The sequence below is a fragment of the Aeromonas sp. MTB genome, from assembly GCF_056632455.1.
The window spans coordinates 835,263-848,666 of sequence record NZ_CP147026.1 but is presented as its reverse complement, the minus strand read 5'-3'; the positions used below and the strand labels follow the sequence as shown (position 1 = coordinate 848,666).

The 13,404-nt window shown below is 60.4% G+C and carries 10 protein-coding genes; all 10 read right to left on the bottom strand.

Annotated elements, in window-relative coordinates:
- Positions 1 to 75: 75 nt before the first annotated feature.
- Positions 76 to 1,380 carry an NAD(P)/FAD-dependent oxidoreductase gene (locus WBR25_RS04035; RefSeq protein WP_479749443.1) on the bottom strand — a complete coding sequence of 435 codons (1,305 nt, stop codon included), beginning with the start codon at positions 1,378 to 1,380 and terminating at the stop codon, positions 76 to 78.
- Between the two features lie 158 nt (positions 1,381 to 1,538).
- On the bottom strand, positions 1,539 to 2,618 hold the full coding sequence (fbaA, locus tag WBR25_RS04030) for a class II fructose-bisphosphate aldolase (protein WP_479749442.1): 1,080 nt from the start codon (positions 2,616 to 2,618) through the stop codon (positions 1,539 to 1,541).
- Positions 2,619 to 2,733: 115 nt separating this feature from the next.
- Positions 2,734 to 3,897, bottom strand: a complete 1,164-nt coding sequence (locus WBR25_RS04025; RefSeq protein WP_429028220.1) for a phosphoglycerate kinase — start codon at positions 3,895 to 3,897, stop codon at positions 2,734 to 2,736.
- Positions 3,898 to 3,958: 61 nt separating this feature from the next.
- The gene (gene epd / locus WBR25_RS04020) at positions 3,959 to 4,969 is read right to left on the bottom strand and encodes an erythrose-4-phosphate dehydrogenase (RefSeq protein ID WP_042080032.1); all 1,011 of its coding nucleotides are present in this window, start codon (positions 4,967 to 4,969) and stop codon (positions 3,959 to 3,961) included.
- A 60-nt stretch (positions 4,970 to 5,029) separates the two neighbouring features.
- Positions 5,030 to 5,959, bottom strand: a complete 930-nt coding sequence (locus WBR25_RS04015; protein ID WP_421265493.1) for an ROK family protein — start codon at positions 5,957 to 5,959, stop codon at positions 5,030 to 5,032.
- 111 nt (positions 5,960 to 6,070) lie between these two features.
- Positions 6,071 to 7,138 (bottom strand): uroporphyrinogen decarboxylase, encoded by a 1,068-nt coding sequence (gene hemE / locus WBR25_RS04010; RefSeq protein WP_005335440.1) that lies wholly within the window; start codon positions 7,136 to 7,138, stop codon positions 6,071 to 6,073.
- Between the two features lie 180 nt (positions 7,139 to 7,318).
- Positions 7,319 to 8,107 carry an NAD(+) diphosphatase gene (nudC, locus tag WBR25_RS04005; protein ID WP_479749441.1) on the bottom strand — a complete coding sequence of 263 codons (789 nt, stop codon included), beginning with the start codon at positions 8,105 to 8,107 and terminating at the stop codon, positions 7,319 to 7,321.
- Positions 8,108 to 8,328: 221 nt separating this feature from the next.
- Positions 8,329 to 11,493 carry a bifunctional proline dehydrogenase/L-glutamate gamma-semialdehyde dehydrogenase PutA gene (gene putA / locus WBR25_RS04000; protein WP_479749440.1) on the bottom strand — a complete coding sequence of 1,055 codons (3,165 nt, stop codon included), beginning with the start codon at positions 11,491 to 11,493 and terminating at the stop codon, positions 8,329 to 8,331.
- 314 nt (positions 11,494 to 11,807) lie between these two features.
- Positions 11,808 to 12,413, bottom strand: a complete 606-nt coding sequence (locus tag WBR25_RS03995) for a TIGR04211 family SH3 domain-containing protein (protein WP_255912634.1) — start codon at positions 12,411 to 12,413, stop codon at positions 11,808 to 11,810.
- A gap of 146 nt (positions 12,414 to 12,559) precedes the next feature.
- Complete coding sequence (locus WBR25_RS03990; protein ID WP_005354446.1) at positions 12,560 to 13,312, bottom strand: potassium channel family protein; 753 nt, start codon at positions 13,310 to 13,312, stop codon at positions 12,560 to 12,562.
- Positions 13,313 to 13,404 lie beyond the last annotated feature (92 nt).

Genomic DNA, 13,404 nt, shown 5'->3' with positions numbered 1-13,404 from the left:
AGTGCTAACCCGCTATAAACAAGGGCTGGCAAGGGGGCTTAGTTCAGCCATCACTGCACAGGCTGACAATGGGGGTCAGAAGATATCCTTCATCCGGTGCCACAGCATACCCAGTGCCAACAGCGGGGAGCGCAACGCCGGGCCGCCGGGGAAGGTGATATGGGGCACGCTGGCAAAGAGATCGAAACCCCGGCTTTCGCCGCGGATCGCCTCGGCCACCAGCTTGCCCGCCATATGGGTAGAGTTGAGGCCGTGACCCGAGTAGGCCTGGGCGTAGAACACGTTGGGGTGTTCCTTGAGACGGCCAATCTGCGGCAGCCGGTTGGCGCCAATCCCGATCATGCCCCCCCACTGAAACTCGATGGCAGTGCCAGCCAGCTCGGGGAATACCCGCAATAACTTGGGTAGCATGAAGGCCTTGATATCGCGGGGATCCCTTCCCGAGTAGTTGCAGGCCCCACCAAACAGCAGACGACCGTCGGCGGAGAGACGGTAGTAGTCGAGCGCCACATTTTGATCGCACACCGCCATGTTTTGCGGCAGCAAGCGCTGGCGCAAGCGGCGATCCAGCACCTCGGTGGCGAGGATATAGGAGCCCGCGGGCAGCACCCGCCCTCCCAGCTCTGGGTTGAGGTCGTTGAGATAGGCGTTGCAGCCGATCACCAGATAATCGGCGGTGACCCGCCCATGAGCCGTGGTCACCTCCACCTGCTTGCCGTAATCGATATGGGTCACTCGGGAGTGTTCAAACAGGGAGACCCCGAGGCTGGCGGCGGCACGTGCCTCGCCGAGCGCCAGATTGAGGGGATGGAGATGGCCGGAGCCCATGTCGATGAGGCCGCCAATATAGCGATCAGACCCCACCACGCTATGGATATCTTCCCGCGGCACCAGTTTGAGTTCGTGCTCATAGCCAAGGCTCGCCAGATGGTCGAGATCCTCCTCGAAGCCGGCCAGATGGCGCTGACGGGTGGCCAGATCGCAGTAACCCCAGGTGAGGTCACACTCGATATTGAAACGCTCAACCCGCTCACGCACCAGCTGCACCGCCTCCAGCCCCATCAGGTCGAGCTCGCGTACCCCTTCCTCACCAATCCAGCGGGCGAACTGGCTGGTATCGTGGCCGATACCGCGAATAAGCTGGCCGCCGTTGCGCCCGGAGGCGCCCCAACCGATGCGGTTAGCCTCCAGCAGCACCACCTTGTAGCCTGCGTCAGCCAGGTTGATGGCGGTGTTGAGACCGGTAAAACCGCCGCCGATAATGCAGACATCCGCTTTCAGCTCGGCCTCGAGTTCCGGCCACTGCTGCGGATCGTTGCGGGTCGCGGCGTAGTAGGAGGCCGCGTGCTCCTGATATCCGATGTGCTTTCCTGCCTGCATGTTCAGCATCCTGCCTTGTTGCAAATTGTTTAATAAAATAAGCAAACTTGTTTCGATAATACCCAGCAACGGCACGGCAAACCAGCTACCACGGATCACAGAAATGCAAAAGGCGCCCCGAAGGGCGCCTTTTCATGCAATCAAGGTGCTGTAACGAATTACAGTACGTCGATGGCGTTCAGGTCGGAGAAAGCCTGTTCCAGACGCTTGATCATGGAAGTCTGACCTTCACGCAGCCATACGCGCGGATCGTAGAACTTCTTGTTCGGCTTGTCGGCGCCTTCCGGGTTACCCAGCTGGCCTTGCAGGTAAGCTTCGTTCTTCTTGTAGAAGTTCAGCAGACCTTCCCAAGTTGCCCACTGGGTGTCGGTGTCGATGTTCATCTTCACTACGCCGTAGGAGATGGACTCGCGGATCTCTTCCAGAGTGGAACCTGAACCACCGTGGAATACGAAGTCCAGAGACTTGGCTGGAACGCCAAACTTCTCGGAAACGTACTTCTGGGAAGCGTCCAGGATGGACGGGGTCAGCTTGACGTTACCCGGCTTGTATACACCGTGTACGTTACCGAAGGAGGCAGCGATGGTGAAACGCGGGCTGATTTTGGACAGACGCTCGTAAGCGTAAGCAACATCTTCCGGCTGGGTGTACAGAGCGGACTGATCCATGTGGCTGTTGTCGACGCCGTCTTCTTCGCCACCGGTGCAACCCAGTTCCAGCTCCAGAGTCATGTTCATCTTGGCCATGCGGGTCAGGTACTCGCAGCAGATGTCGATGTTCTCTTCCAGAGACTCTTCGGACAGATCCAGCATGTGGGAGGAGAACAGCGGCTTGCCGGTTTCAGCAAAGTGCTTCTCGCCCGCTTCCAGCAGACCGTCGATCCACGGCAGCAGCTTCTTGGCAGCGTGGTCGGTGTGCAGGATTACCGGCACGCCGTAGGCTTCGGCAACAGCGTGAACGTGCTTGGCACCAGAGATGGCACCCAGGATGGCAGCTTTCTGACCTTCCAGCTTCAGACCCTTACCGGCGGTGAACACGGCACCACCGTTGGAGAACTGAACGATAACCGGCGCTTTAACCTTGGCGGCAGCTTCCAGTACGGCGTTCACGGAGTCGGTACCAACGCAGTTTACGGCCGGCAGAGCAAAGCCGTTCTCTTTAGCGATGGCGAACACTTTCTGAACGTCATCACCAGTGATCACGCCGGGTTTTACGAAGTCGAAAATTTTCTTAGACATGTTTAATCGTCCTGTCTCGTATGCCGTTAATAAAAAATGGGGGGTTCATCATGAACCGGCACAGCGGGCACATGATAAACGAAACGGGAGGCTTTTGCCCCCCGTTCCGGGTCAATTAGGCTTTGGCGCGCTGTTCCAGAATCGCAACAGCCGGCAGTACCTTGCCTTCTACGAACTCCAGGAAGGCGCCGCCGCCAGTGGAGATGTAGGAGACTTTGTCAGCGATGCCGAACTTGTCGATAGCAGCCAGGGTGTCGCCACCGCCAGCGATGGAGAAGGCCGGAGAAGCAGCGATGGCTTCAGCGATAACCTTGGTGCCTTCAGCAAACTGGTCGAACTCGAACACACCGACCGGACCGTTCCACAGGATGGTCTTGGCGTTCATGATGATGTCAGCCAGAGCCTTGGCAGAATCCGGGCCGATGTCGAAGATCATGTCGCCGTCGGTCACATCGTTAACAGACTTGATGGTGGCCGGAGTGGACTCGGAGAACTCGGCACCTACAACCACGTCGGTGGTCACCGGAATGTTGGTCTCGGCAGCCAGTTTCTTGGCGGTGTCGATCAGGTCGTGCTCGCACAGGGACTTGCCGACGTTGTGACCGGCAGCAGCGATGAAGGTGTTGGCGATGCCACCACCGACAACCAGCTGGTCAGCGATTTTGGAGAGGGATTCCAGAACGGTCAGCTTGGTGGAGACCTTGGAGCCGCCAACGATGGCAACCATCGGGCGCTCGGGCTTCAGCATGGCTTTGCCCAGCGCTTCCAGTTCACCCGCCAGCAGCGGGCCGGCACAAGCAATAGGTGCGAACTGAGCAACACCGTAGGTGGAACCTTCGGCGCGGTGAGCAGTACCGAACGCATCCATTACAAAGACATCACACAGGGCGGCGTATTTTTTGGCCAGCTCTTCGGTGTTCTTCTTCTCGCCTTTGTTGAAGCGGCAGTTTTCCAGCACAACCAGCTCACCGGCAGCGACTTCTACGCCATCCAGGTAATCCTTGGCCAGGCGAACCGGGCAGGACAGAGCGTCTTTCAGATAGTTGACAACCGGAGCCAGGGAGAATTCTTCGTTGTATTCACCCTCGGTCGGACGACCCAGGTGGGAGGTGATCATCAGCTTGGCGCCCTTTTCCAGAGCCAGCTTGATGGTCGGCAGAGTCGCAACGATACGTGCATCGGAGGTGACCTTGCCGTCTTTTACCGGTACGTTCAGGTCAGCACGGATCAGAACGCGTTTACCCGCCAGATCCAGGTCAGTCATCTTGATAACAGACATATTCAGTCCTCTATATTTTCCAGGTAATGTTAAAAACAGTAACCTTTCGCCCGGGGCAGGCTCAGCCTGCGGCCATCATGGCCCGGGTGGTATCCAGCATCCGGTTTGCGAAGCCCCATTCGTTATCGCACCACATCAACATCTTGACGAGGTTGGCATCGCTCACCCGGGTCTGGGTACCATCAATGATGCAGGAGTGTGCATCATGATTGAAGTCTACGGAGACCAGCGGTTCTTCCGTGTAATCCAGAATACCGTGTAATGTACCTCTGGATGCCCGTTGCAGGGCTTGATTTACGTCAGTAACTGTCACTTTTTTACGAACAGTAATACTGAGATCCATCGCTGTTACATTGATGGTCGGCACCCGCACCGCGATCGCCTCAAACTTGCCGGCGAAGTGGGGCAGGATACGCTCCAGCCCCTTTGCCAGCTTGGTGTCCACCGGAATGATGGACTGACTGGCAGCGCGGGTTCGGCGCAAGTCACTGTGGTAGGCATCGATGACTTGCTGATCGTGCATGGCCGAATGAATTGTCGTAATAGTACCACAATTTATCTCGAATTCTCGATGCAATGTTTCAATCACCGGCACCACGCAGTTGGTGGTACAGGAGGCGTTGGAGACGATTCGCTCGCGACCCGTCAGCACCTGATGATTGACCCCGTAGACCACGGTGGCATCCACATCGGCATCCGCCGGGTGGGAGAAGAGCACCTTGCCCGCCCCCGCCGCCAGATGCAGCTCGGCATCGGCCCGCGAGCCAAACACCCCGGTGCAATCAAGCACCACATCCACCCCCAGCGCCCGCCACGGCAGCTTTGACGGATCCCGTTCGGCAAACAGGGAGATGAGATCCTCCCCCACCAGCATGCTGTTGCCCGCGAGTTGCACCGGATGGTGGAAGCGACCGTGACTGGTATCGTAACGGGTCAGGTGCACCATGGCCTCGGGGGCCGCCAGCTCGTTGATGGCGACGATCTTGATGGTCTTGTCGCGCCCGCTTTCATAGAGGGCTCGCAACACGTTGCGACCGATCCGCCCGTAACCATTGATGGCAATCTTGATCATCGAGAATCCGTTTCCTTGAACCAGCAACAGGGCGGCGCACCGGCCGCCCGGGAGCCCCGGCTACGACAGCAGGGCCTCCTTGAATTCACCGCGGGCCAGCAGTGCGGCCCCGAATACCCCGGCACTGTCACCAAGGGCAGGAGCAATAATGGGGGCTCTGAAGCGGGGATTAAAGAGGAAGGGCAAAATTGTCTGCCGTCCGGCGCTGTAAAGGCTCTGCACATTGCCCACCCCGCCACCGATGACGATCACATCCGGGTCGAGAATGTTGACCACGTTGGCCAGCGCCTGACCAAACAGCAGATGCAGCCGGTCGATGGTGAGCTTGGCCACATGATCGTGAGCCGTGGCAGCCGCGATTTGGGCAAGCGAGAGGTGGCGCTTGGCCTTGGCCTCGTACCAAGCCTCCAGCGCCGGACCGCTGATCAGGGTCTCGACGCAGCCGCGCTTGCCGCAGTAGCACTCGGGGCCATCAGGGGAAAGCACGTTGTGGCCCCACTCACCGGCGATGCCGTGGTGGCCGTTGAGGATCTGGCCGTTGATGACGATGCCGGAGCCGACCCCGGTGCCCATGATGATGCCGAACACCACTTTCGCATCGGGATGGTGCTGGCGCACTGCACCGAGATGAGTTTCTGCCAGCGCGAAGCAGTTGGCATCGTTGGCGATCAGCACCGGCACACCCAGCTTGTGCTCCAGATCCTCCTTGAACGGCTTGCCGTTGAGCTCGGTGGTGTTGCAGTTCTTCATCAGGCCGGTCTGCGGATCCCGCGCCCCCGGCGTGCCCATGCCGATGACGGTCGGGCGTTGACCAATCTTCTCAGCGCACTCAGCTACCAGCTTGGCGATCTGGCCGATCATGTGCTCATAACCGCCAGCCCGCTCGGTGGGGATGCGGTGGCGCAGCAGCACCTCGTCACCATCCAGCACCACGCATTCACACTTGGTACCACCAAGATCGATACCCCAATCCAGTGACTTGCTGCTCATCTTGCCTCCTGCACGGGCGCCACTTTCTCGTCGTTGCAGCGCCTATTTCAATGTAAAACGGGGCCTGACGGCCCCGGATTTCAAACAAACTCTTCTTCTCTCACCCCGGCCTTAGCGACCGTGATACTGAGCAGAGAGCTCGTGTACCGCGTTGACGAACACACCGGCGTGCTCCGGGTTCACATCCTGATGGATGCCGTGGCCGAGGTTGAAGACGTGGCCATTGCCGTGACCGAAACCGGCCAGAATGGAGGCGACCTCTTCACGGATGCGAGCGGGAGTGGCGTAGAGCATGGAGGGATCCATGTTGCCCTGCAGCGCCACCTTGTCGCCGACCCGACGCTTGGCGTCGGCGATGTCGGTGGTCCAGTCCAGACCCAGCGCATCGCAACCGGTGGCGGCAATCTGCTCCAGCCACTGACCGCCGTTCTTGGTGAACAGGGTGACCGGCACACGGCGACCGTCGTGCTCGCGGATCAGGCCATCGACAATCTTGTGCATGTACTGCAGGGAGAAATCGCGGTAATCGCGCGGGGTGAGCACGCCGCCCCAGGTGTCGAACACCATGACCGCCTGGGCACCCGCCTTGATCTGGGCGTTGAGATAGGCAATCACGCTGTCGGCCAGCTTGTCGAGCAGCAGGTGCAGGGTTTGCGGCTCTGCGTACATCATCTGCTTGATCTTGGTGAACGCCTTGGAGCTGCCCCCCTCCACCATGTAGGTGGCCAGAGTCCATGGGCTGCCGGAGAAGCCGATGAGCGGCACTTCGCCCTTCAGCTCGCGGCGGATGGTGCGCACCGCATTCATCACGTAGCCCAGCTCATCTTCCGGATCCGGAATGGGCAGCGCCTGCACGTCGGCCATGGAGGTGATCGGACGCTCGAAACGCGGGCCTTCACCCTGCTCGAAGTAGAGACCGAGCCCCATGGCATCGGGCACGGTCAGGATGTCGGAGAAGAGGATGGCGGCATCGAGCGGGTAGCGGCGCAGCGGCTGCAGGGTGACTTCACAGGCCAGCTCGGCATTGCGGCACAGGGACATGAAATCCCCCGCCTGGGCGCGAGTCGCCTTGTATTCCGGCAGATAACGGCCAGCCTGGCGCATCATCCATACCGGGGTCATGTCTACATCCTGACGCAGCAAGGCGCGCAGGTATCGATCGTTCTTCAGCTCTTTCATCCCAGTTCCTGAGTTCGTATCACGCATAAAATGGCGACCATAATACCACTTTGCCCACCGGAGCGGACTGCCCAAAACGTGGCAAATGGGCGCGCGGTTGCAAAGATGTGAAGGGGCGCAAACCAGAGCGCCCCGTTTTTAAAATGAAGTGCAAAAAGGTTGGCGAAAAGATAAGCGCCGTTACCCCTCGCCAGCCAGTGACAACTCGATCAGCCGCCGGGCAATGGTGCCGTGGGGTGGCAAACGCGGCAGTTGGTCGGCGGCAAAGAAAGCGGCAGCGACCAGTTCGTCATCCTGCACCTTGATTTCGCCGCTCTCGTAGTCGGCGGTAAAGCCCATCATCAGGCTGTGGGGGAAGGGCCAGGGCTGGCTCGCCACATAGCGCACATTGCGCACCCGGATGCCGCTCTCCTCGAACACCTCCCGTGCCACGCACTGCTCAAGGTTCTCTCCCGCCTCCACAAAGCCGGCCAGCACGGTATACATGGGATCGTCCGCCTGATAGTGACGGCGATGGGCCGCCAGCAGGATCTCCGGCCCCTTGCGCACCGCCACGATAATGCAGGGTGAAATGCGCGGATAAGCCGTATGGCCATGGTGGCACACCTGCGCCCACTCCCCTGCCTTCGGGGTAATGGGGGCGCCGCACTCGCCGCAGAAGCGGTGGGTACGCCGAAAGGTGACGAGCTGCCAGGCGCGGCCAGCGAGACGAAAACCCTCCTCGTCCCCCGCCACCATCAGCTGGCGCAGCGGGCTCATGGGGCTCATGGCGCTCGTGTCGGCCTCAGCCCCCAGATCGAGCAGATAGCAGGGCAGCCCCTGCCACTCATCAAAACGCTCGAAATGGGCGTCAGCCAGCGCTGTGGGCAGGCACGCTTTACTGCCCTGTGGCACCTCTCCCTGCTGATCGAGCAGTACCAGATGATCGCCCCCCAGCACGAACCAGCGGGCTTGTTCGGTTAATGACATCAGATAAACACTCTCGTTAAAACAAAACCTTGGCTACGGCGGGCCCGCCAAGGGGCAAACGCCGCGCGAATGGCTCCCATCTTACGACCAGCACAGGTCGCTGACGACCCCGCTGTGGCCGATTGTCCCATTCGTAAAAAACGGATGGTGCAAATAAAGAGGCCGCCCGAAGGCGGCCCGTTGTTATCCGGTATCCCGTATCCGGCCTCTATCGACGCGGATCAGGCATCGCCCATCGCCAGCAGGGAGGCGTTGCCGCCCACCGCCGTAGTGTTGATGGTGCGGGTCTTTTCGGTGACGAAGCGGCTCAGGTAGTGAGGGCCGCCCGCCTTGGGGCCGGTGCCGGAGAGCCCCTGGCCGCCGAACGGCTGCACCCCGACCATGGCGCCGATCTGGTTACGGTTGATGTAGACGTTGCCCACGTTGATACGGCTCGCCAGTTCCTCGGCGTGAGATTCGTTGCGGCTGTGGATCCCGAGCGTCAGACCGTAGCCGGTGCCGTTGATATCGCCGATCACCTTGTCCAGATCCCGGGTGGCGTAGCGCACCACGTGCAGGATGGGGCCGAACTGCTCCTTGACCAGCTCGCGGATGGAACCGATCTCCAGTGCGGTCGGCTGGACAAAGTGCCCCTCCATGGTCGCGGCCGGCATCGGCGCCTGCGCAATCAGGCGAGCTCGCGGGATCATCCGGGCCAAATGGGCATCCAGCCCCGCCTTGGCATCGGCATCGATCACCGGGCCGACGTCGGTGTTGTGCTCGGCCGGGTTGCCCACTTTCAGCTCCTGCATGGCGCCGGTGAGGATCTCCAGCACCCGCTCTGCGATCTCCTCCTGCAGGTAGAGCACCCGCAGGGCAGAGCAGCGCTGACCGGCGCTCTGGAAGGCGGCGCTCACCACGTCCCGCACCACCTGCTCCGGCAGGGCGGTGGAGTCGACGATCATGGCGTTCTGACCGCCGGTTTCGGCGATGAGCGGCAGGATGGCGCCATCGCGCTGGGCCAGGGTCATATTGATGAGCTTGGCGGTCTCGGTGGAGCCGGTGAAGCAGACACCGCCGATGCGCGGATCCGCTGTCAGCTTGGCACCGACGGTAGCACCGTCACCGGGCAGCAGTTGCAGCACGTCGCCCGGAATACCGGCCTGATGGGCCAGAGTCACCGCCAGATGGGCGATAAGGCCGGTCTGCTCCGCCGGTTTGGCGATGACGGTGTTGCCGGTGGCCAGCGCAGCTGCGATTTGGCCGAGGAAGATCGCCAACGGGAAGTTCCACGGGCTGATGCAGACAAACACCCCGCGCCCCTGCAGGAACAGCTCGTTCTGCTCGCCGGTGTAGCCCGGCAGCAGGGTCGCCTGCCCCATCAGGCTGCGGGCCTGCACCGCATAGTAGCGGCAAAAATCCACCGCTTCACGCACCTCGTCGATGCCATCTTGCAGCAGCTTGCCCGCCTCACGGGTACAGAGGGAGACAAACTGCTCGCGGTTCGCTTCCAGCAGATCTGCCAGCTTCTCCAGCGCGGCAGCCCGCTCGCTCACCGGGGTTTCACGCCAGCGCGGGAAGGCCGCGTAGGCGGATGCCAGCGCCTGCTCCACCGCCTGCTCGTCGGCCCAGTGGATCTTGCCGACGGTGAGGCTCACATCCTGCGGGCTCAGCACGGTGCGGGCTTCGCTGCGCTTGAGGGTCTCGCCATCGACGATGGGGCCCGCCAGCCACTGCTTGCTCTCCAGCTCTTTCAAGCGGGCGAAGAAGGGGCGCTGGATGGAGAGGATGTTCATGTTGACGCCGCTGGAGTTCTTGCGGTCGCTGAACAGGTTCACCGGCTGCGGAATGCGGTCGTTGGCAAAGCCGGAGTAGCGCTTGAGGGTCCGCAGCGGATGCTCGGCCAGCGAGTCCACCGGGGTATTGGGATCCACCAGCTTGTGAACGAAGGAGGTGTTGGCCCCGTTCTCCAGCAGGCGGCGCACCAGATAGGGCAGCAAGTCCTTGTGGGCGCCGACCGGCGCGTAGATGCGGCAGTGCAGACCGGGATTGTCGCTCAGCACGGCGTTGTGCAGCTCCTCGCCCATGCCGTGCAGACGCTGGAATTCAAACTGGCGATCACCGGCCATCTCCAGAATGCTGACCACGGTATTGGCGTTGTGGGTGGCGAACTGGGGAGCGATAAAGCCGCGGGTCGGCTCGCTCAGCAGGTAGCGGGCGCAGGCGAGGTAGGAGATATCGGTACCCGCCTTGCGGGTAAAGAGCGGGTAGCCGGGCAGGCCCGCCTGCTGGGCATATTTCAGTTCGCTGTCCCAGTAGGCGCCTTTTACCAGTCGCACCGGAATGAGGTCACCCTGCTCGCGGGCCAGCGCGGTGAGCCAGCAGAGTACCGGCAGGGCGCGTTTGGAGTAGGCCTGCACCACCATGCCGAGCTTGCCCCAGCCGCGGTTGGCATCGGAGCGGTAGAGCTGCTCAAACAGATCCAGCGACAGCTCGAGGCGGTCCATCTCCTCGGCATCGATACTGATGGCCACATCCTTGTCGCGGGCGAGACGCACCAGCCCCACCAGCCGCTCGCACATTTCGCCGAGCACCCGTTCGCGGTTCGCCACGTCATAGCGCGGATGGAGCGCCGAGAGCTTGATGGAGATGGAGGGGGCCGGGCCGCCGTCGCTGATCCGCTCGTTGCCGACAGCCTCGATGGCGTTGCGATAATCGGTCAGATACTTGTCGGCATCCTGCATGGTCAGCGCCGACTCACCCAGCATGTCGTAGGTGTGGGTGTAACCCAGCTCGCGGGATTTGCGGCTCGCCTTGAGCGCCTCTTTCATGTCGCGCCCCAGCACGAACTGCTTGCCCATGATCTTCATGGCGGCATACATGGCGGAGCGCACCACCGGCTCCCCCAGCTTGTTGACCATCCGCCCCAGCAGGTTGGCCGGGTTGCCGTCGAGCTTCTTGTCCAGCTTGATGATCTTGCCGGTCAGCATCAGTCCCCAGGTGGAGGCGTTAACCAGAGTGGAGTCGCTCTTGCGGAAATGGGATGACCAGTTGGCGCCGGAGAGCTTGTCCTTGATCAGGGCGTCGGCGGTCTCGGCATCGGGAATGCGCAGCAGCGCCTCGGCCAGACACATCAGGATGATACCCTCCTGGGTATCGAGGCTGTACTCCTGCAGGAAGGCGTCGATACCGTCACCGGAGCCGCTCTCCTTGCGCACCTTGGTCACCAGAGTACGGGCACGCTGGGTCACCTGCTCCAGCGAGGCGCCATCCCCCGGCAGCATGGCCGACAGTTCGGCCAGATAGGCATTTTCATCCACCACATAGTTCTGGGTGATGGCTTCGCGCAGGGCGGCCAGATCAGAGGGGATATAGTCAGCGGCAAGCACTTGAGTAGCTTTGAACATATGGGGTCTTCCTGTACGCCCTAGGGCTGATATCGACAAAGGCGGACGCGCCGCCGAAACGCCGATAATGTATACAATGTTGCACCCTATATGAAATGAATTTGTTGCCACTCTTTAACAAAGATCGCTCATTCCCCCCATGAATTCCCTTTTGAAGCTAATACGCCAGCATGCGTGAGGGTCATCTGACTTCATTTTGTATACGATCTGCCGCCGCTCTATCGCAAAGCAGCCACGCATTCCGCCCAATACGCCCCAAAAAAAGAAGGGCCGCCACGGCGACCCTTCTAAGCAATTCATTCAGCCAGATGTAGTCAGTTCATCCAGCGATCGCCGCGGCTGCGACGACGGGGCAGCATCGGCAGCAGGATGCCAAGCAGAATACCGGCCCCCACCATGGCACCACCACGGATAAACCAGTCCATCTGCATGTCGTGCTCCTGGTTGTCGTAGCTCTGGGTCAGGGCATCATTCTGCTCTTTGAGATTGCTCATCTCCTCACCCTGACTGACCAGCTGAGCCTTGAGGGCGGCGATCTCCTTGCTCTGGGCAGCGATCTGGCCATCCTTCTCGGTGAAGCGTTTCTCGTTGTCACCGTTAAGGTTCTGCAGGCGATCTTTAAGCTCATCGCGCTCTTTTTCCACCTGGGGCAGACGCTCGCGCAGGCTGATCTGGCTCTGCAGTTCGCTGTTCTTGATCCACCCCTCGCGGCCACGACCGTCCACCACCTGGGTGAAACCGGCCTCGCTGTTCACCGCCTTTACCTCCAGCGGTTCACCAGCCTTGACGCTGCCAAGGATCCGGTACTGGGTACCCGGACCATTGTGGATATAGGTAAAGATGTTGTCTGAAACATAACGGGTATCGGCCAGTGCCTGTTGGGCACATAAGCAGATAAAAATCCCGAGAAGGGCGCGCATGGTCGATCGATTCTCTTTTTCAGGTTTGGACAAGAGGTTGAATGTTAAGCCGCCAGCAGGTTAAAGGACAAGCAAAGAAAAAGCACCTCCCCCGGATTAAAGAGCGCAGAGTTGCGAGTCACCTCGCAACTTGCCCGTCCGCGGCCTCACTTGTTTTTCAGCTCCTGCACCTCGCTGCGCAGGGCGCGGATCTCCCGCAGCAGCTCCTCTTGCTGGTTGTTGTAGTGATGACGCCACTTGTCGGTCTCGCCATCCCCCTTGTTAGGCTGCAAAAACAGGCTGGCCATAAAACCGCTGATGGCACCGAACAGACCGACCCCGAACAGGATCAGCAGGCTGGCGACAAACCGCCCCTCCTCGGTCTTGGGCACCAGATCCCCGTAACCCACTGTCGAGAGGGTCACCAGCGTCCACCAGAACGCGTCGTAAGGTGTCTCAATCTGGCTGCCGGGCTGGCCTGACTCAATCCAGTACATGACGCCGGAGCCCACCCCCAGCAGCAGGAAGAACAGAAACAGGATGCCGGAGAGAGTGGTCTCGTTGCGCTCGCGACGGAACATGGCCCAGAGATCCGGGTGCTCCTTGAACAGCTGATAGACCCGCCAAAGCTGGATCAACCGCGCCCAGCGCAACTGCTCCGCCATCGGCAGGCTACCCGGCAGATAGATCCAGTTGGCCTTGAAATAGGCCTTGCGATCGGAGGCCCGGATCCAGCCATAAGCAAAGTGCGCGAGGAAGAAGTAGCAGATCAGACTGTCGAGGTCATAGAAGAGCTGCAGGGTCTGTGGTGTCAGGCTCTCATGGCCCCACCAGCGGGCCGTCACCAGCACAACCGAGATAATCGACAGAAATGCCATCAGCAGATCCATCGCCCGCAGATGAGTTAAGTGATGTCGCATACATTTTCCAACTTTAAGCACAGTGCAAATTAATAAAAGAGAAGATAATGCCGATAGTCCTGAGGGCAAAGGAAAAAACGGCTTTTAAAAGG

Excerpts from the sequence above, each read along its gene's own strand:
- fbaA (WP_479749442.1), bottom strand. The coding sequence starts at position 2,618 with ATGTCTAAGAAAATTTTCGACTTCGTAAAACCCGGCGTGATCACTGGT.
- WBR25_RS04035 (WP_479749443.1), bottom strand. The coding sequence starts at position 1,380 with ATGCAGGCAGGAAAGCACATCGGATATCAGGAGCACGCGGCCTCCTAC.
- WBR25_RS03990 (WP_005354446.1), bottom strand. The coding sequence starts at position 13,312 with ATGCGACATCACTTAACTCATCTGCGGGCGATGGATCTGCTGATGGCA.
- putA (WP_479749440.1), bottom strand. The coding sequence starts at position 11,493 with ATGTTCAAAGCTACTCAAGTGCTTGCCGCTGACTATATCCCCTCTGAT.
- WBR25_RS03995 (WP_255912634.1), bottom strand. The coding sequence starts at position 12,413 with ATGCGCGCCCTTCTCGGGATTTTTATCTGCTTATGTGCCCAACAGGCA.
- epd (WP_042080032.1), bottom strand. The coding sequence starts at position 4,969 with ATGATCAAGATTGCCATCAATGGTTACGGGCGGATCGGTCGCAACGTG.
- WBR25_RS04015 (WP_421265493.1), bottom strand. The coding sequence starts at position 5,959 with ATGAGCAGCAAGTCACTGGATTGGGGTATCGATCTTGGTGGTACCAAG.
- nudC (WP_479749441.1), bottom strand. The coding sequence starts at position 8,107 with ATGTCATTAACCGAACAAGCCCGCTGGTTCGTGCTGGGGGGCGATCAT.
- hemE (WP_005335440.1), bottom strand. The coding sequence starts at position 7,138 with ATGAAAGAGCTGAAGAACGATCGATACCTGCGCGCCTTGCTGCGTCAG.
- WBR25_RS04025 (WP_429028220.1), bottom strand. The coding sequence starts at position 3,897 with ATGTCTGTTATCAAGATGACTGACCTGGATCTGGCGGGTAAACGCGTT.